Origin of the sequence: Herbaspirillum sp. WGmk3, assembly GCF_023952535.1 — a bacterium.
GTDB classification, from domain to species: domain Bacteria; phylum Pseudomonadota; class Gammaproteobacteria; order Burkholderiales; family Burkholderiaceae_D; genus Herbaspirillum; species Herbaspirillum huttiense.
The window spans coordinates 315,360-334,108 of sequence record NZ_JAKYWT010000001.1; the positions used below are offsets into that span (position 1 = coordinate 315,360).

Sequence of the window (18,749 nt, forward strand, 5' to 3'; positions counted from 1 at the left end):
TCAAACCCTGCGCTTCTCCTGCTCACCCTGGCTCGCCACGAACACCACACCGTCCAGGCTTGCGACCGGGAAGAAGCGGCATCCATACGCCGCCTCCAGCGCTGCAGGCTGCAGGATGGCTTCCGCGGTGCCGCCGTGCGCGGTGCTGCCGTCGAGCAGCAGGATATGCGAGGCAAAGCGCCGCGCCAGATTGATATCGTGACAACTGGCTACCACGGCCCTGCCCTCCTGCGCCCATTCCTGCAGCAATTGCATTACCTGCAATTGGGCCGCGATATCCTGATGCGAGGTCGGCTCATCGAGCAGACAGAGCGCGGGAGCCTGCACCAGCAAGGTCGCCAGCGCCACGCGCTGGCGCTCCCCGCCGGACAGCCGCAACAGATCCTGCCCCGCCAAGCCGGACAGGCCGACCTGTCCGAGGGCGGACAAGGCCAGCGCGCTGTCCTTCTCCGGCCCGCCCCAGCCATCGCCGTGGGCAAAGCGGCCCGCCATGACGGCATCCAGCACCGGCAGCGAAAACGCATCCTGTTGATGTTGCAACAGCAGGCCGCGCTGCAAGGCCAGTTGCGACGGCGAAAAGGACGACAGCGCCCTTCCCTGCAGCAGAACCTCGCCGGCATGCGGCGCCTGCAAGTCGGCCAGTACATGCAGCAGGCTGCTTTTGCCGACCCCGTTGCGCCCCAGCACGCACCAGAATTCACCCGCGCGGACCTGCCAATCCAGCGCCTGCAGCAGGACGCGCGCACCCGCGTGCACTGCCAGCTGGAGGGTCTGCAGAACGGGCACTGAAGAATGCGCCATATTCGTCATGGGCGGCTCCGCGCCAGCAGCCACAGGAACATTGGCACGCCCACCAGTGCCGTGATCACTCCCACCGGCAGTTGCACCGGTGCGACCACGGTACGCGCCAGCAGATCCGCCAGCGTCAGCATGGCCCCGCCGCCCAGGACACAGGCCGGCAGCAGCAGGCGCTGGTCATTGCCGACCCGCAGGCGCAAGCCATGCGGCACCACCAGTCCGACGAAGCCGATGGTCCCTGCCATGGCCACGGCGTTGGCCGTGCACGCGGCCGCTACACACAGCAGCATCACCCGCAGGCGCATCACCGGCACGCCCAGCAACTGCGCAAAGGCATCGCCGCGTGCCAGCAGATTGAGCGAGGGCGCATGACGCCAGCTCCACAGCAATGCCAGCAGCAACACCGGTGCCATCAACGGCAGCAGGCGCGCATCGTCGAGGTCGCCGATCAGCCAGAACACCATGCCGCGCAACTGCGCATCCGGCGCAATCGACAGCGCCAGCGAAATCAGCGCACCGAATCCCGCTGCCAGCATCACACCCGTCAGCAACAGGCGCTGGCTGGACAACAAGGGAGACACCGCCAGATGCCGCAGCGAGGGACGCACCAGCCCGAACAGCAGCAGCATCGCCAGCCCCGCGCCCAGCAAGGCGCCGGGTGCGGTGACGGCCTGTACCGGCCAGCCCAGCCGCAGGGCTGCCAGCATGGCCAGCAAGGCCCCGGCCGCCGAACCGCCCGACAAGCCCAATACATAGGGATCGGCCAGCGGATTGCGCAACAGTACCTGCATCAGCGCCCCCGACAGGGCCAGCGCGCCGCCCACGGCAAAGGCGGTCAGCGCGCGTGGCACGCGCAGCGACAGCAGCATCGCCACCTGGTCGGCGGAGGCCGAAGGACGCAAACAGCCAGTACTGCCGCACAGCACCGCCGCCGACAAGGCCAGCAGGGACAGCAGCAGCAAGGTGCACAGCACAGGCAGGTAACGTCGCATCGGGGCCAGGATCAGGTCAGCATCAGAAGTCGTAGCGGGCGGTGAATTTCAGGGCCCGTCCGTCCTCCGGATAGATGCCCGAGACCGCCCCGCCACTGCAGTCATACGCCTGCGAGTAATACCTGCGATCAGCCAGATTGGTCCCCGTGACGGCAAATTCCCAGGCGCTGACACGCACCGCATACCGCGCATCGAAGGTAGTGAACGAAGGCATGCGCGCGCAGGTGTTGGCGAAGTCGTTGCCCATGCGCTGGCGGTCCACCCAGCGTGCACCGACGTCGGCGCTTTGCTGTCCGGACTTCCAGTTCAGGCGGGTCGACAGCGTATTGGCCGGCACCAGCGCCAGTTGCTTGCCGCTGTTGTCGCCTTCCTCGAAACGCGCATTGATGTGCTGGTAGGTCGCACTCCAGCCCAGGGTCTCGGTCAGCTGCACACGGCCTTCCAGTTCCACGCCCTGATGGCGGGTCGGGGCCAGGTTGCTGTTGGCCCCGAAGCCACCGTTGGCGGTCGGGTCGTAATACAGCTCGTCGCGCACGCGATGGCGGAACCAGCGCAGCGTCACCTGGCGCGCCGTATGGCCCAGGGTCGCGCCCAGTTCCAGGTCATGCGAAACCTGCGGTTTCAGGACCGCGCCGCTGGGCAAGGCCGTGAAGCCGTTCTCGTCGGCAGTTGCCAGGCGATAGCTCTGGCCGGTCTTGACGAAGCCGCGCAGCAGCGGCAGCGGCGCATAGCTGGCTTGCAGATCCCAGGCATTGACGGCGCTGGTGCGGCCATAGGCGCCGGAATCGCTCTGCTGGGTGAACTGCTCGCGGCGCACGCCGGCAGCGAGGCGGGCGTTGCGGTCGAACTCGATTTCATCGCGCAGGTACAGCGCCTTCGAATGCTGGGAGGCATCGCTGTTGCCATAGCTGGCATTGGTGGCCGAACTCCATTCGGCCAGGTCCACGCCGGCAATGGCCTCGTTCTTCCACAGGCCGCTGTCGAGTACGTGACGCAGGCGCGGCGAGAACTGGGTGGTCCGGATGTTGGCTTGCGCGGTGGAGCCGCTGCTGACATAGGTGGAGCGCGAAATCTTCTCCCGATGCGACAGCTCGGCCGCCACGTCGAAGGCACCGAAGCGGCGCTCGAGGAAGGCCGTGATGCTGTCATTGTCATAGGAGCCGTGATCCAGCGGCTTGCTGGTCTGGCGCGCATTGGCGTCATATTGCGCCTGGCTCAGGCTGCCCGGCAGGCCGAAATCGGCGCGCGACAAGTTGGCGCGCAGGCCGAAGCGCCAGTCGCTGGCGAACCACTGCACCGTGGTACTGAAATTTTCCTGATTGGACTTGCTGTTGTCGCGCCAGTTGTCGGCATGCGACTTGGCATAGCTGGCGTCGATGGACATGTTGTCCCAGCCGCGCGAAACCGCTGCCCGGCCGGCGCGCTGACCGTTGCTGCCGACTTCGCCGATCACGGTTCCGCGCACGGTATTGGCCTGCGGGCGGCGCGTGATGATCTGGATGGTGCCGCCGGTAGCGCCGCTGCCATACAGCACGCTGCTGCCGCCGCGCACAATCTCGATGCGCTCGATGGTCTCGATGGGGATCGCCGACAGCAGCGGCGTGGCCAGTTCATTCTCGGAAATACGCACGCCATCGACCAGCACCACCATGTTCTGGTCGCCATTGGTGCCGAAGCCGCGCAGGTCCAGCGGGAAGTCGCGCGGGCCGGACAGGCTCTGGCGCCCATAGACGCCGCCCAGCTTGCGGATGGCTTCGTTGGCGTTGTCGATGCCGGCTTCGCGGATCTGCTCGGCGGTGATGACGGTGGCAGCGACCGGCGGGAATGCCGGATCATTGGGGAAGCGCGAAGCCGAGACCACTACCGCCGACAGTGGCTGGCTGGTATCGGCGGCGTGGGTCGACGCAGCGAAAGCCGAAAGAATCAGCGCACTGGCAGTGCGCAGGGCAATACGGGGGCGAGGACCGCCACAGCGGGCCTGGAAATAAGCGATATGCATGAAAAATCAGGTAAAGAATCTGTGCAGCCAGCCTCCCCGCGGGCCGCAATCAACGGAAAACCGCACCAATACTGGCTGTGCGGGCTCCTCCTGTTCTGGCCGGTCTCCGGACTGCAGGCATGACCATCGGCCTTCCCATGTGGCGAAGTGAACGTTCGCGCAAAAACACAGTGGCGTGGAAGAGGCCTCGCCGGCGAGACGCGACGCATCGTCACATCGTCGCCGGCACCTGGTTACCGTTGCGGGGGCAGTACACCTTGGCTGACCGCCCTGCTGGCTGCAGGCGGTCTGGCGCGTGTTTCCCGTTTAACTGCCGGCGAGGACACGCCGGCGGGCACCAAAACCGCGCCATTGTAGGCGTGCAGCGTACACGCCACAAGCCGCAGCACCCAGGTGATGTAAATCAGCACAAGCGGGACAGCCGCAATTGCTTTCAGGAAAAAGCCGGATAAAATCCATCCTCAGCAGTGATATATAGAAAAAATTCGATTTTTCTATCAAAAAACATTTGAATCGCGGTTCTTGCCAATTTTTTGTGGTGGGGCCGAAAAATTGAAACAAATGGGGGATTTCACTCGCTGTTTGGCCGATGAGATCACGCCAAGCGGTCCTATACTCGGCGCCATGGCATCGTCGACCGGCGGACCCTTGCGGGGTCGGCCGGCCTCACTGTCATCCTGAACGTTGTCGTGGTCTGCGGGCCTTCAGAGACTGCCTCTGGCTGCCGATATCTGTCTGATATCGGGGCGGTGGTAGTGGCTGTGCCTCCCGGAACGACGCATTAGATCCGCCTACGGGCAACTTTGCACAGCAGTGCGCCGACGAGCGCACACCTTTGTTGGGAGAATCAGTAATCATGAGCGACGACGTTGATCTGGAAGCATTGTTTGACGAAATTTCCTCGCAGACGCTACCGGGCATGACTGCCGAACCGGCTGCCGCTGCCGCCGCCCCCGCCGCCGCCGGCACCGAAGAAGCGGCTGCAGGCGAACAGGAGGACCAGAGCGACAAGCCCATGTACGAACGCCTGGGCGGTATCGTGCGCCTGCTGCACGACTCCATGCGCGAACTCGGCTACGACCGTTCGCTGACCGACGTGGCCGAGCAGATCGGCGACGCCCAGAGCCGTCTGGAACACATCGCCACCCTCACCGAGCAGGCCGCCAACAAGGTGCTCAATGCGCTGGACTCCGGCATGCCGGCCCAGGACCGCCTGCAGGAGCAAGCCAAGGACATCAACGCGCGCTGGACCAAGCTGTATGCCGGCCAGATGAACATCGAGGAATTCAAGGCTCTGGCGGGCGACTCGCAGAAGTTCTCCAATTCGGTGATGGAATCGACCGAGGCGGAAAAGGCGCGCATGCTGGAAATCATGATGGCCCAGGACTTCCAGGACATCACCGGCCAGTTGATCAAGAAGATCGTGGGCATCACCGCCGCCGCCGAGCGCGAACTGGCGCAATTGCTGCGCGACAACGCGCCGCCGGAAGTCAAGGCGCAGATCGATGCAGACAAACCGGCAACCCTGATGAATGGCCCCTCCGTGGGAGGCACCGCCATGGCGCAGGACGACGTGGACGACTTACTCGATAGCCTGGGGTTCTAATGGATGACGAAATGCTCAAGGATTTTGTCGTTGAAGCGTTGGATCTCGCCACCAACGTGGAAGAGCACCTGCTGACGCTGGAACGACATCCTGATGACCTTGAAATCCTCAACGCGGTCTTCCGCGCATTCCACACCATCAAGGGTGGCGCCGGGTTCGTGAACCTGCCGGCCATGGTGTCGGCCTGCCACCTGACCGAAAACCTGTTCGATGCGCTGCGCACCGGCAAGGCCCCGGTCACGCCGCTGGCCATCGAAGCAGCGCTGCAGGCCAGCGGCTTCGTGGCCGACCAGTTGAACGAATTGTCCAACGGTGCGGCGCCCGACAGCCTGGCCTCGATGCCGGCCGAACTGAAGGACATCCTGACCCAGGCCATCGAAGGCAAGAGCGAATCCACGCCGGCCCCTGCCCCAGCGGCAGCAGCGCCTGCCCCGGCAGCCGCAGCACCGGCAGCCGCAGCACCGGTGGCCGCGCCCGCAGCCGCCGCTGCAGTGGCCGCCGTCAGCGTCGATGGCAGTGCCAGCGTGATGAAGAATGGCGAACTGGACTGGCCCGCCCTCTACCAGGCCCTGGTGCCCGGTGCGGCTGCCGCGCCGGTCGCGGAGGGTAGCGCCGAGGCGGCCCCGGTGGCTGCCGCCGCAGCGGCACCCGTTGCCGCCGCGCCTGCCGCGCCCGCAGCCGATGGCGAGCCCAAGGCCGCCGCGCCGGTACAGCAGAATCGCCGCGCCACCGATTCCCCTGGCGGGGCCAAGGAAGAAAGCATCCGTATCGATGCCGTCAAGCTGGACGCCCTGCTGGAAGTGGCCGGCGAATCGGTGCAGGCCGCCAACCAGGCTGCCGTGCTGCTGGAAAAGCTGCAGCAGTTCAAGTTCGAAGGGACCGCTGCGGCCCTGATGTCGACCCTGGCCGAAACCCTGGGCCGCGCCTCGCGCTACTCCAGCGAACTGCAACGCGCCACGCTGTCCACGCGCATGCAGCCGGTCGGCCGCCTGTTCCAGAAATTCCCCCGACTGGTGCGCGAACTGGCCAAGGACCTCGGCAAGGACGTCGACCTGGTCATCACCGGTGCCGAAACCGAAGTCGACCGCGTGGTGGTGGACAGCCTCTACGACCCGCTGGTGCACATGCTGCGCAACTCGCTGGACCACGGTATCGAAGTGGACCGCGCCGCCGCCGGCAAGCCCAACAAGGCGACCATCTCGCTCAACGCCTGGCAGGCCGGCAGCAGCGTCATGATCGAAGTCTTCGATGACGGCAAGGGCATGGACCCGGACATGCTGCGCAACAAGGCGCTGGCCAAGGGCCTGATCAACGAACACCAGGCGCTGACCTCCGACGAAGCCTTGCAGCTGGTGTTCCTGCCCGGTTTCTCGACCAAAGAAGTGGCCTCCAGCGTCTCCGGACGCGGCGTGGGCATGGACGTGGTCAAGACGGCGGTGGAAAAGCATCGCGGCACCATCCGCATCGAATCCACCATCGGCAAGGGCACCAAGTTCTCGATCCGCCTGCCCATCGAACTGTCGATCATCCCGACCATGCTGGTGCGCTGCGCCGGTGCTCCGCTGGCCCTGCCGATGGCGGTGGTGGAGCGCGTGGTCGAGCTGCCGGAAACCTTCGACGAAGTCGGCGGCGCCCCGGTGCTGCGCGACCAGGGCCGTCCGCTGCCGGTCAATTCGCTGGCCGGCGTGCTGGGCTACGAGCCGGGCAATGAGCGAGTGGGTATCGTCATGGCGGTTCCCCACCCCTACATCCTGGGCGTGGAATCGGTGGAAGGCACGGCCGATCTCGTGATCAAGCCGCTGACCGCAATCCACACTGCCGGCATCACCGGTACGGCCCGTTCGGCCGAAGGTGAACTGGTGCTGGTGGTGGGCCTGTCCTTCCTGCTGGATGGCTGCCGCGACCTGGAGCGCACGGCGGTGGCATAAGATTGCCGCCAAGCGCTGCTAACGCAAACGGCCGGATCTGCAAGGATCCGGCCGTTTTGTTTCAGGCCTGGCGCACTGCTCGGCGCCGGGCCTTACGCCTTAAAGTTCATACATGTCCTTCTCGCCTTCCATGACCTGCGCAATCAGCTTGCGATTGAGGGTCGGTGCCAGCAATTCAATGAAGGTATAGACATATCCCCGCAAATACGCCCCTTGCTTCAAGGCCACCCGCGAGACATTGGTGCCGAACAGGTGGCCGGCCGGAATGGCGCGCAAGCCACGGTCGCGCTCGGCATCGAAGGCGATGCCGGCGATGATGCCCACGCCCATGCCCAGCTCGACATAGGTCTTGATCACATCGGCATCGATGGCTTCCAGCACCACGTCAGGCTTCAACTGGCGCAGCGAGAAGGCATGGTCGATCTTGCTGCGGCCGCTGAAGGCGGAATCGTAGGTAATCAGGGGATTGCCGGCAATCTCTTCCAGCGTCAGGCTTCTGGACTGCAGCAAGGGGTGATCCGGCGGCACCACCACCACATGCTCCCACTGATAACAAGGCAGCGAGACCAATCCCTCGCCTGAAGCCAGCGCTTCAGTAGCGATGGCAATGTCCGCCTGGTCGTTGCGCACCATCTCGGTGATCTGCTTGGGGTTACCCTGCAGCAAGGAAAGATGCACTTTCGGATACTTCTGCGTGAAGGCCTGCACCACCTTGGGCAGCGCATAGCGCGCCTGGGTGTGGGTGGTGGCGATGGTGAAACTGCCGCTGTCATGGGCGGCGAATTCCTTGCCGATACGTTTGAGGCCATCCACTTCCTGCATGATCAGCTCGACCGAGCGCAGCACCGCGCGGCCCGGCTCGGTCAGGCCGCGAATACGCTTGCCGTGGCGCGTGAAGATGTCCACGCCCAGCTCCTCCTCCAGCTCGATGATGGCCTTGGAGACCCCGGGCTGCGAGGTATACAGGGCCTTGGCGGCCTCCGTGAGGTTGAAGTTCTGCCTTACCGCTTCACGAACGAAACGGAATTGATGAAGATTCATGAGGGAATTCCTTCGCTTCTACCTGGTATGGCGGCGCACCGCGCCTGCCTTGCTGGCCTCACCGGCCTTACCTGCCTCGTTTGGCGCATTTCCATATGCCAAAGGCGTATATAAGCAAATAAATACTATGTAGTTTGGTTTGAAACATAAGTTTATTACGATTCGCAGACTAATGGGCGAGGTGTTATGACTGTTTCTTATGTAGTAAGCGGATTTGCCGTTGGACTGCTGGTCGGACTGACCGGGGTCGGTGGCGGCTCGCTCATGACACCGCTGTTGACCTTGCTGTTCGGCATTCATCCCTCGGTGGCCGTGGGCACCGACCTGGCCTTTGCCTCCGCGACCAAGACCGCCGGCACCCTGGCCCATCGCTTCAAGGGTACGGTACGCTGGGATGTGGTGCGCCGCCTGTCCTATGGCGCCCTGCCCGCTGCGCTGGTGACCACCCTGCTGCTCAAGCACTTCGGTGCCGTCAGCGACGGCATCGCGCTGACCATCCGCTATTCGATTGCGATCTCGGTGTTCCTGACCGTGGTGGCCCTGCTCTTCCGCGCCCGCATGCAAGCCTGGCTCAATGCCCATCCGCAACGCCAGCTGCAGGGTGCCACGCTCGCCAACGCCACCATCGCCGCCGGTGCCCTTCTAGGCACGCTGGTGACGATTTCCTCCATCGGTGCCGGTGCCGTCGGCGCCACCTTGCTCGTGTTGCTGTATCCTCGCCTGTCTCCGGCGGAGATTGCCGGCACCGACATTGCCTATGCCGTGCCGCTGACCGCCATTGCGGCGCTGGGCCACTGGTGGCTGGGTTCGATCAACTGGGAACTGCTGGCGACCTTGTTGCTGGGATCGGTGCCAGGCATCACCATCGGATCGCTCGCGGCGCGAGCGGTGCCGGAGAAATTCTTGCGCGGCCTGCTGGCCATTACGCTGACGAGCGTTGCAGTCAAGCTGATTTGGTAGGCTCATTTTCAATCGGGCGCACCCTGATCCGGTCGCCCATAAGACGTTAACAGGGAAGACAAGATGTACCGCTATGACCAATACGATCACCTGATCGTCAAAGAGCGAGTCGCACAATACCGGGACCAGGTGCGTCGGCGCCTGTCGGATGAGCTCATCGAAGACGAATTCCGCATCCTGCGCCTGCAAAACGGGCTCTACCTGCAACGCCACGCCTACATGCTGCGCGTCGCCATTCCCTACGGCATGCTGGCCTCTCGGCAACTGCGCAAGTTCGCCGAAATCGCCGTCAAGTACGATCGCGGCTACGGCCACTTCACCACCCGCCAGAACATCCAGTTCAACTGGATCAAGCTGGAAGAATCTCCCGATATTCTGGACGAACTGGCCAGCGTGGAAATGCACGCCATCCAGACCTCCGGCAACTGCATCCGCAACACCACCTCGGACGAACTGGCCGGCGTGGCTGCCGACGAAATCGTCGATCCGCGGCCCTACGCCGAACTGATCCGCGAGTGGAGCACTTTCCACCCCGAGTTCGCCTACCTGCCGCGCAAGTTCAAGATCGCCATCAGCGGCGCTGCCGAAGACCGCGCCGCGACTGCTGTGCACGACATCGGCCTGCACGTCATCAAGAATGAAGCCGGCGAAGTCGGCTTCCGCGTGCTGGTGGGCGGCGGCATGGGCCGCACCCCCATCCTGGGCAGCGTGATCCGTGACTTCCTGCCCTGGAAGCACGCCATGTCCTACCTCGAAGCGATCCTGCGCGTCTACAACCAGTACGGCCGCCGTGACAACATGTACAAGGCCCGTATCAAGATCCTGGTCAAGGCCATCGGCCCTGAAGAGTTTGCACGCCAGGTCGAAGCCGAATGGGCCGACATCAAGGACGGCCCCTCCACCCTGACCGAAGAAGAACTGCAGCGCGTGGCCAAGTTCTTCACCGATCCGGCCTACGAAACCTTGCCGGCGGTGGATGCGGAATATGAACGCCTGAAGGCCGAAGACCGTGGCTTCGCCAACTGGATCAAGCGCAACGTCAAGGCGCACAAGCAGGCCGGCTATGCCGCCGTGCTCCTGTCGCTCAAAAAACCGGGCGTGCCCCCGGGCGACATCACCGCTGACCAGATGAACTTCGTGGCCGACCTGGCCGATCAATACAGCTTCGGCGAACTGCGCGTGACCCACGAACAGAACCTGGTGCTGGCCGACGTCAAGCAATCCGACCTGTATGCCCTGTGGAAGGCCGCCAAGTCGCATGGACTGGCGACGCCCAACATTGGCCTCTTGACCGACATCATCTGCTGCCCCGGCGGCGACTTCTGCTCGCTGGCCAATGCCAAATCGATCCCGATCGCCCAGGCCATTGCCGAGAAGTTCGAGAACATCGACTTCCAGCACGACATCGGCGACATCGAACTGAACATCTCCGGTTGCATCAACGCCTGCGGCCACCACCACGTGGGCAACATCGGCATCCTGGGCGTGGACAAGGATGGTTCCGAGTGGTACCAGGTGTCGCTGGGCGGCGCCCAGGGCAACGAGTCCTCGATCGGCAAGATCATCGGCCCCTCGTTCTCGGCCACCCAGATGCCGACCGTGATCGACCGCCTGCTGCAGGTGTACGTCAAGCAGCGCACCGAGGAAGAACGTTTCATCGACACCGTGCGCCGCATCGGTGTGACCCCGTTCAAGGAATTCGTTTACGCAACGCCGATCCGTTCGGCCGAGTATGTCGCAGGAGAAGACGCAAATGCCTGAAATCATCAAGAACAAGACCGTCGTCAGCGACGACTGGACCGTCCTGCGCCTGGCTGAAGGCGAGACCGCAGACACCGTGACCGTGCCGCAAGGCCGCGTGATCGTGCCGCTGAAGGTGTGGCAGGCCCAGGGCGATGCCCTGAAGTCGCGCGCCGAGATCGGCGTCTGGCTGGCCAGCGATGAACGTCCGGAAGAACTGAAGGGCCAGCTGGACAGCTTCAAGGTCGTGGCCGTGGACTTCCCCAAGTTCGCCGATGGCCGTGGCTATTCCATCGCTTACAACCTGCGTGCCCGCCTGGGCTACACCGGCGAGCTGCGCGCCATCGGCGACGTGCTGCGCGACCAGCTGTTCTACATGCAGCGCGTGGGCTTCGACGCCTTCGCCGTGCGTGCCGACAAGAACATCCACGATGCCGTCAAGGGCCTGACCGACTTCTCGGAAAAGTACCAGACCTCCTGGGACGAGAAGAACCCGCTGTTCCGCCGCGTCAAGCGCGAAACCGTGCAGACCGCCGACTGAGGCGCGATCGTGAAGAAGGAAGGACAGCCCATGGCTACCCCAGGCTTGCAAGAACTCATCGCCAAGACCCAGGCCACGCTGGAACGCATCGCCGCCGAGTACGCCCCGGCGGCGCTGGCCTCCAGCCTGGCGGCCGAAGACATGGTGCTGACCGACCTGATCCTGCGCGGCCAGCTGCAGGATCGCATCAGCATCTTCACCCTGGAAACCGGCCGCCTGCACAAGGAAACCGTAGGCATGCTGGACCGCATCCGCGAGGCCTACGATTACGAGGTCGCGCCCTATCGTCCCCAGCCTGAGGCGGTGGAAGCCTACGTGCAGAAGCACGGCGCCAACGCCTTCTACGACAGTGTGGAACTGCGCAAGGAGTGCTGCCACATCCGCAAGATGGAGCCGCTCAATCGCGCCCTGCAGGGCAAGGCCTCGTGGGTCACCGGCCAGCGCCGCGCGCAATCGGTCACGCGGGCCGAGCTGCACGTGCAGGAACGGGACGAAGCCCACGGCATGGAGAAGTTCAACCCCCTGGCCGATTGGTCCGAACAGGACGTGTGGGACTACATCCGCGCCAACGACGTGCCCTACAACCCGCTGCACGACCAGGGTTACCCGTCCATCGGCTGCGAGCCCTGTACCCGCGCCATCCAGCCCGGTGAAGATATCCGCGCCGGCCGCTGGTGGTGGGAGAACCCCGACTCCAAGGAATGCGGCCTGCACGTGGTCGACGGCAAGCTGGTGCGCATCAAGGCGCATGCAGCGAGCTGAACCAGAATTCAATCAAAGCAACAACAAGCAACGCATCGGAAGGTCCGGCATGAACACTGCGGTAGACACCCTCTTTTTGGACAACGCCAGCAACCGTCACCTCGACTGGCTGGAATCGGAAGCCATCCACATCATGCGCGAGGTCGCGGCCGAGTGCAGCAACCCGGCGCTGCTGTTCTCCGGCGGCAAGGACTCGGTGGTGCTGCTGCGCATCGCCGAGAAAGCCTTCCGTCCCGGCAAGTTCCCCTTCCCGCTGGTGCACATCGACACCGGCCACAACTTCCCGGAAGTCATCGAATTCCGTGACCGCCGCGCCGCTGAACTGGGCGAGCGCCTGGTGGTGCGTTCGGTGGAAGATTCGATCAAGCGCGGCACCGTGCGCCTGCGCAACCCGCAAACCGATTCGCGCAACGCCGCGCAAGCCGTGACGCTGCTGGAAACCATCGAAGAATTCAAGTTCGACGCCTGTATCGGCGGCGCGCGCCGTGATGAAGAAAAGGCCCGCGCCAAGGAACGCATCTTTTCCTTCCGCGACGAATTCGGCCAATGGAACCCCAAGGCCCAGCGCCCCGAGCTGTGGGACCTGTATAACACCCGCGTGCATCCGGGCGAGAACATGCGCGTCTTCCCCATCTCGAACTGGACCGAGCTGGACGTGTGGCAGTACATCGCCCGCGAAAAGCTGGCCCTGCCCTCGATCTACTTTGCCCATGAGCGCGAGGTGATTCCGCGCAATGGCCTCCTGGTGCCGCTCACCGACCTCACCCCGGCGCGCGAAGGCGAGACCGTGGAGAAGCAGGTCGTGCGCTTCCGCACCGTGGGCGACATCTCCTGCACCTGCCCGGTGTCTTCCGATGCCGCTTCCGTGGAAGCCATCATCGCCGAGACCGCAGTGACCCAGATTACCGAGCGCGGCGCGACCCGCATGGACGACCAGACGTCCGAAGCCTCGATGGAAAAACGCAAGAAGGAAGGATATTTCTGATGAACGCCGCCGCAACCCAAGCACAACTGGCCCAGGCCTCCGCGCAACCGCACGAACGCGGCCTGCTGCGCTTCATCACCGCCGGTTCCGTGGACGATGGCAAGAGCACCCTGATCGGCCGCCTGCTGTTCGACAGCAAGGGCATCTTCGCCGACCAGCTAGACGCCATCTCGCGCGCCAAGCACAAGCGTACCGTGGGCGACACGGTCGACCTGTCGCTGCTCACCGATGGCCTGGAAGCCGAGCGCGAGCAAGGCATCACCATCGACGTGGCCTATCGCTACTTCGCGACCCCCAAGCGCAAGTTCATCATCGCCGACACCCCGGGCCATGAGCAGTACACCCGCAACATGGTGACCGGTGCCTCGACTGCCGACGCCGTGATCATCCTGGTGGACGTGTCCAAGGTGAAGCTGGGCGACGATGGCAGCGTGGAACTGCTGACCCAGACCAAGCGCCACTCCACCATCGCCCACCTGCTGCAGATCCAGCACGTGATCGTGGCCGTCAACAAGATGGACCTGGTGGACTACGACCAGACCGTCTATGAACGCATCGTCGGTGCTTACCAGCAATTCGCGCAGCAACTGGGCTTGAAGGATGTGCACGCCATCCCGCTGTCGGCGCTGGCCGGCGACAACGTGGTGGAAGCCAGCGCGCGCATGCCCTGGTACCAGGGTCCGACGCTGATCACCCTGCTGGAGTCGCTGTCGGTCTATGAAGATGCGCACGAAGAAGCCTTCCGCTTCCCGGTGCAGCTGGTGGCGCGCCACAACGGCCATGAAGCCAATGACTTCCGCGGCTACATGGGCCGCATCGAAGCCGGCAAGGTGGCCAAGGGTGACAAGCTGGTAGTGCTGCCCAGCGGCCAGAGCGCCACCGTCAAGGACATCCGGACCCTGGACGGTTCACTGGAATCGGCCACGGCCGGCCAGTCAGTGACCCTCCTGCTGGACGAATACCTGGACATCTCGCGCGGCGACCTGTTGGCCGCCGAGGCACAGCCGTCCACCATCCTGAAGACCATCAACGCGGATGTCTGCTGGCTCTCCGAAGAACCGCTGGACCTGCGCCGCAAGTACTGGCTCAAGCACACCACCAAGCAGGTGGCGGCGCGCGTGGCCAAGGTCGATACGCTGCTGGACATCAACACCCAGGAACGCCGTCCCGCCGATACGCTCAAGCTCAATGACATCGCCCGCATCAGCGTGAACGTGCAGCAGCCCATCGCGGCCGATGCCTACCAGGACATCCGTGCCACTGGCGCCTTCATCCTGATCGACGAAGTGAGCCACCAGACAGTGGCCGCTGGTATGATTCGGATCGACTGAATTTCCTTCGATCCGCAATCGTCTCTTCGACCAGGCCATGGCCACCCAACAGGCAGCGACTTCACCTTCTTCCGATTCACCCGCCCCCAGCCCGGAGCATCCGGGCATGGTGTGGCTGATCGGCTCGGGCCCCGGGGCCGCTGACCTGTTGACGGTGCGCGCCGCACGCCTGCTGGCGCAGGCCGACATCGTGCTGCACGATGCCCTGGTCACCGAAGAAATCTTGGCACTGTGTCCGCAAGCCGTGAAGGTGTCGGTGGGCAAGCGCAGCGGCCAGCGCTCCACGGCCCAGCCCGTCATCAACCAGAAGCTGGTCGAAGCCGCGCAGCAGTACCGCCGCGTAGTACGCCTCAAAGGCGGCGACCCCATGCTCTTCGGCCGTGCCGATGAAGAGATGCGGGCGCTTGAAGCCAACCACATCCCTTACGAAATCGTCCCCGGCATCACTGCCGCACTGGCCGCCGCCTCGGCCGCCAAGCGTCCGCTCACGCGGCGCGGGATTGCGCGCAGCGTCTCGCTGTTCACCTCCAGCACGGGTGTGGACGAGCCGGATGAAGTGCGCATGCCCAATGGCGATACGCTGGTGCAGTACATGGGCGGACGCGAAGCCACGGCCACTGCGCAGCGCTTGCTGGCTTTGGGCCATGCGCCCGATACGCCGGTCGTAGTGGTGGAGAACTGCAGCCGTCCTGACGAGCACATCTACCATCTGCAACTGGCCGGTCTGGAGGCCGGACTGCAAGCCTGTAGCGGGCCGGTGCTGGTGATGATCGGGCCGGCGCTGGCGGATCGGGACTGAAGCTCATGCACCTGCTCCACGACCCTGCCGCCCCTGCAGCTGCTGCCATCGATTTCGAGGCCTTCCTCAAGGTCGATATCCGCATCGGCACCATCATCGCCGCAGACGCCTTCCCTGAAGCACGCAAGCCTGCGTTCAAACTGAAGATCGATTTCGGCCCGGGCATCGGCGTGCGCCAGAGCAGCGCCCAGATCACCACCCACTACACGCTGGAGCAGTTGGTCGGCCGTCAGGTGGCGGCGGTAGTGAATTTCCCGCCGCGCCAGATCGGCAAGTTCATGTCGGAAGTCCTGACGCTGGGCTTTCCTGACGCCCAGGGCGAGGTGGTGTTGTTCAAGCCCGACCAGGCCGTGCCCAACGGCGCTCGCCTGTTCTGAAGGGCTCACGGCCCCCCAAAAAAAAGATGGCCTGTTTCCGGGCCATCGTCGCATCCAGGAGTGCTGACCGCCGGATCAGCTATTGACCGTCCCCACGCAATACGCCGCAATCGCCTTCAACACCGCCTCATCCTCGCCAACTGCAGCGACGGTGCGCACGTCCACACCCGGATGCGCCTGGCGCAATTGCTCCAGCAGTTCCGGCAGATCACGGCGCACGTGGCCGCCCTGCCCCAGGAATACCGGAATGACAGTCACGCGCTGGCTGCCGGCGGTAATCTGCCTGGCTGCCACGGTCGGCAGGTCCGGCTGCATCAGTTCCAGAAAGGCCAGCTCCACGCTGGTCCCCGGCATGGCCGCCTGCGTCAGCGCGCGCAGGCGCTCGAAAGGCGCAGCCCAGGCAGGGTCGCGAGCGCCGTGGGCGAACAGGATCAGGCTTTGGGAGGTGGCTTGGCTCATGATGTGCAGCAGTCTTTCAGGCTAAATAAACGAAATCGCAGGACGAACTCAGGTCCGCTCCACCCACCACAGCGCGCCAATGGCCAGCACCATGAACAGCAGGCTGGGCAAGGCCGCGGTCATGAAGGCCGGCCAGGTATTGAGCAGACCCAGATGGGAGAACAGGCTGTTGATGAGCTGGAAGCAGACGCCGATCATGATGCCGGTGAAGATCTTCAGGCTCACGCCACCGGCACGGAAATGCAGGTAGGCAAACGGCAAGGCCAGCGCCAGCATCACGAAGATCGACAGCGGATAGACGATCTTCTTCCAGAACGCGATTTCGTAACGGTCGGTGCGCTGATTGTTGGCTTCCAAATGCTTGGTGTAGGCCAGCAGGTCATAAGCCGACATGCGGTCCGGATCGGCGAAGAGCACCGAGAGAATTTCCGGCGTCACTTCCGACACCAGCTTCAGCTGCGGCAGCTTCACGGTCTTGACCGGCTCGGTGATCTTTCGGTCCTTGCCGCCGACGAAGTCCGATTGCACCACGTCGTTGAGCACCCACTGATGATTGCCCTCGTAGATGCCATCCTTGGCCACGACCATGCGCGCCATGTGGAAGTCGGTATCAAGTTCATAGAGCTTGACGCCTTCGATGCGGCCATCCGGTTGCACGGTCTGGATGTTGATGAAGCGGCTGCCGGTGACGTTGCCTTCCAGGCCGTTGTCCTTGATGACGTCCTTGGCCCACATGCCCGAGCGGAACTGCGAAGACATCGATGCCCCCTGCGCCTGCAGCTTGAGCTTTTCGGCCCACTCGGACGCCTTGGGCGCGATCAGTTCGCCGAACACGATGGTCAGCACCGCAAAGCCCACACCGATGCGCAGCAGCACCTTGGCCGCCATGCCGGTGGACATGCTGGAGACACGCATGATGGTGAATTCCGAGCGCGCCGCCAGTTGCGAGAGCGTGTAGATGGTACCGATCAGCACCGCCGTCGGCATCAGTTCATAGACATTGCCGGGCAAGCCCATGAGCACATAGAACACCGCCTGCTGCAGCTTGTAGCCATTGCGGCCGACCTGCTCCAGCTGGCCCATCATCTCGAAGAAGGCGAACAGCGCCAGGAAGGCCGCCAGTGCGAACAGCACCGAGCGCGTGATCTCGGCAGTGAAGTAACGTTGGATGACTCTCATCTCAGGCCTCGCGCTTGAACGTCAGGGCGCGGCGCACTCGGCTCCACATCCGGGATGGGTGATAGGGATGGTTGATGTTCAGGCGCAGGACGAACATGCCCACGATCAGCGCCACCACGATCAGGTGGACCGGCCACCAGGCCATCACGAAACTCATGCGCTGCTGCGCCACCGAAGCCTGGAACACGCTGACCGTATTGGAGTAGACGACGAACAGCAGCAAGGCCACCAGCAGCCCCAGCGAACGGCCGGCGCGCGGGTTCACGAAGGACAGCGGAATGGCCAGCAGCATCAGCGCCAGCGCCATCAGCGGCAGGGCGATGCGCCACAGCAGTTCGCCGCGCGCATAGCCGTCCTGCTTGGCCAGCAGTTCCTTCATCTGCAAGGCGCGCGCCGAGCGTTCACCGGCGGCACTCTGCGACTGGTTGCCGATCAGCAGGCCATAGCGTTCGAAATCGACAATCTGGAAATCCGGCAGGCTGGGCGAGCCATCGTAACGGCGGCCCTTGTTCATGACCACGAACTTCTCGCCATCAGGATCGATCTGGGTCTCGCCTTCCTTGGCGACGACCACGCTGTTCTTGCCGTCGGCGTTGATGGTGTTGACGAAGATGTTGCGCACCTTGGAGGCATCGCCGGAAATACCCTCGACGAAGAAGATCCGGTTGGCCGCCGCCGACTCCTGGAACTTGCCGGGAGAGACGCGGGCGATGTCCTCGCGCTGTTCGAAGCGGCTGCGGTATTCGCTGCTCTGTTCGTTGGCCCAGGGCGTCACCACGAAGGACAGCGTCGCCACCAGGGCCACGATGGGCCAGCCGAAGCGAATCACCGGCGCGATCCAGCGCGTGAGCGACATGCCGCAGGCGAACCAGACCACGATCTCGGAATCCTGGTAACTGCGCGTCATCACCAGCAGCACCGAGATGAAACCGGTGAGGATCAGGATGATGGGCATGTAGTTCAGCGACTGGAAGCCGATCAGGGCCAGCACGTCTTGCGACGCAACCTGGCCGCCTGCGGCCTGGCCGAGGATCTTGATCAGCATCACCGTCAGCGTGATGGTGAACAGCGTAGTGAAGACCCCACCTGCGGTGCTGGTCAGTTCGCGTCGTAGGGCGCGTTGGAAAATCATGGGAATGCTGGCTTGGTTTCTGGTGTCGGGATCGTTGTAGGGATGGCCGGTGCCCGGCATCGTGTCCGAGGCTGGCTCACCTGACAGAACTCATGCGCGCGTCGCGACGAAATGGGCTCT

17 protein-coding genes and 1 riboswitch are annotated in these 18,749 nt (G+C 63.9%); of the genes, 10 read left to right on the forward strand and 7 right to left on the reverse strand.

The genetic code is table 11. From position 1 onward, the window contains the following. Genes MKD49_RS01220 through MKD49_RS01230 form a run of 3 tightly spaced genes read right to left on the reverse strand, consistent with a single transcriptional unit; the run spans position 1 to position 3,789 of the window. Positions 1-810, reverse strand: a complete 810-nt coding sequence (locus MKD49_RS01220; RefSeq protein WP_371925419.1) for an ABC transporter ATP-binding protein — start codon at positions 808-810, stop codon at positions 1-3. Beyond that, positions 807-1,790 (reverse strand): iron ABC transporter permease, encoded by a 984-nt coding sequence (locus MKD49_RS01225; protein WP_252695216.1) that lies wholly within the window; start codon positions 1,788-1,790, stop codon positions 807-809. Before MKD49_RS01225 ends, MKD49_RS01220 begins: the two co-directional genes overlap by 4 nt. A gap of 22 nt (positions 1,791-1,812) precedes the next feature. Next, on the reverse strand, positions 1,813-3,789 hold the full coding sequence (locus tag MKD49_RS01230) for a TonB-dependent receptor (RefSeq protein WP_252695217.1): 1,977 nt from the start codon (positions 3,787-3,789) through the stop codon (positions 1,813-1,815). Between the two features lie 79 nt (positions 3,790-3,868). Then, a riboswitch (cobalamin riboswitch) is annotated at positions 3,869-4,146 on the reverse strand. Positions 4,147-4,645: 499 nt separating this feature from the next. On the opposite strand from MKD49_RS01230, the gene MKD49_RS01235 reads away from it, so the two are divergent. Both MKD49_RS01235 and MKD49_RS01240 read left to right on the forward strand, forming a co-directional pair. After that, positions 4,646-5,395 carry a protein phosphatase CheZ gene (locus MKD49_RS01235; RefSeq protein ID WP_252695218.1) on the forward strand — a complete coding sequence of 250 codons (750 nt, stop codon included), beginning with the start codon at positions 4,646-4,648 and terminating at the stop codon, positions 5,393-5,395. Continuing rightward, on the forward strand, positions 5,395-7,323 hold the full coding sequence (locus MKD49_RS01240; RefSeq protein WP_252695219.1) for a chemotaxis protein CheA: 1,929 nt from the start codon (positions 5,395-5,397) through the stop codon (positions 7,321-7,323). The genes MKD49_RS01235 and MKD49_RS01240 overlap by 1 nt, the downstream gene beginning before the upstream one ends. 99 nt (positions 7,324-7,422) lie before the next feature. Here MKD49_RS01240 and MKD49_RS01245 read toward each other — a convergent pair whose 3' ends face one another. Continuing rightward, positions 7,423-8,364 (reverse strand): CysB family HTH-type transcriptional regulator, encoded by a 942-nt coding sequence (locus MKD49_RS01245; protein WP_034333711.1) that lies wholly within the window; start codon positions 8,362-8,364, stop codon positions 7,423-7,425. Positions 8,365-8,550: 186 nt separating this feature from the next. On the opposite strand from MKD49_RS01245, the gene MKD49_RS01250 reads away from it, so the two are divergent. The 8 genes from MKD49_RS01250 (at position 8,551) to MKD49_RS01285 (ending at position 15,859) form a co-directional block, all read left to right on the forward strand. Next, positions 8,551-9,324: a sulfite exporter TauE/SafE family protein gene (locus tag MKD49_RS01250; protein WP_121042086.1), complete on the forward strand. Its 774-nt coding sequence runs from the start codon at positions 8,551-8,553 to the stop codon at positions 9,322-9,324. Positions 9,325-9,387: 63 nt separating this feature from the next. Further along, positions 9,388-11,085 carry a nitrite/sulfite reductase gene (locus MKD49_RS01255; RefSeq protein WP_252695220.1) on the forward strand — a complete coding sequence of 566 codons (1,698 nt, stop codon included), beginning with the start codon at positions 9,388-9,390 and terminating at the stop codon, positions 11,083-11,085. Beyond that, positions 11,078-11,605, forward strand: coding sequence for a DUF934 domain-containing protein (locus MKD49_RS01260; protein WP_209583762.1), 528 nt, complete (start codon positions 11,078-11,080; stop codon positions 11,603-11,605). Before MKD49_RS01255 ends, MKD49_RS01260 begins: the two co-directional genes overlap by 8 nt. A gap of 30 nt (positions 11,606-11,635) precedes the next feature. Beyond that, on the forward strand, positions 11,636-12,367 hold the full coding sequence (locus MKD49_RS01265) for a phosphoadenylyl-sulfate reductase (protein ID WP_252695221.1): 732 nt from the start codon (positions 11,636-11,638) through the stop codon (positions 12,365-12,367). Positions 12,368-12,416: 49 nt separating this feature from the next. Then, positions 12,417-13,352 (forward strand): sulfate adenylyltransferase subunit CysD, encoded by a 936-nt coding sequence (gene cysD, locus MKD49_RS01270; protein ID WP_034335061.1) that lies wholly within the window; start codon positions 12,417-12,419, stop codon positions 13,350-13,352. Continuing rightward, positions 13,352-14,683, forward strand: coding sequence for a sulfate adenylyltransferase subunit 1 (locus MKD49_RS01275; protein WP_252695222.1), 1,332 nt, complete (start codon positions 13,352-13,354; stop codon positions 14,681-14,683). The genes cysD and MKD49_RS01275 overlap by 1 nt, the downstream gene beginning before the upstream one ends. A gap of 37 nt (positions 14,684-14,720) precedes the next feature. Further along, the gene (cobA, locus tag MKD49_RS01280) at positions 14,721-15,482 is read left to right on the forward strand and encodes a uroporphyrinogen-III C-methyltransferase (RefSeq protein WP_252695223.1); all 762 of its coding nucleotides are present in this window, start codon (positions 14,721-14,723) and stop codon (positions 15,480-15,482) included. Between the two features lie 5 nt (positions 15,483-15,487). After that, the gene (locus MKD49_RS01285; RefSeq protein ID WP_121042096.1) at positions 15,488-15,859 is read left to right on the forward strand and encodes a tRNA-binding protein; all 372 of its coding nucleotides are present in this window, start codon (positions 15,488-15,490) and stop codon (positions 15,857-15,859) included. A gap of 75 nt (positions 15,860-15,934) precedes the next feature. Here MKD49_RS01285 and MKD49_RS01290 read toward each other — a convergent pair whose 3' ends face one another. The 3 genes from MKD49_RS01290 to lptF are packed head-to-tail and all read right to left on the reverse strand — an operon-like array spanning position 15,935 to position 18,629. After that, entirely contained in the window at positions 15,935-16,318 is a 384-nt protein-coding gene (locus MKD49_RS01290; RefSeq protein ID WP_252695224.1) for a sirohydrochlorin chelatase, read from the reverse strand. A 48-nt stretch (positions 16,319-16,366) separates the two neighbouring features. Beyond that, positions 16,367-17,497 carry an LPS export ABC transporter permease LptG gene (gene lptG / locus MKD49_RS01295; protein ID WP_034335073.1) on the reverse strand — a complete coding sequence of 377 codons (1,131 nt, stop codon included), beginning with the start codon at positions 17,495-17,497 and terminating at the stop codon, positions 16,367-16,369. Position 17,498: 1 nt separating this feature from the next. Then, positions 17,499-18,629 (reverse strand): LPS export ABC transporter permease LptF, encoded by a 1,131-nt coding sequence (lptF, locus tag MKD49_RS01300; RefSeq protein ID WP_121042338.1) that lies wholly within the window; start codon positions 18,627-18,629, stop codon positions 17,499-17,501. Positions 18,630-18,749 lie beyond the last annotated feature (120 nt).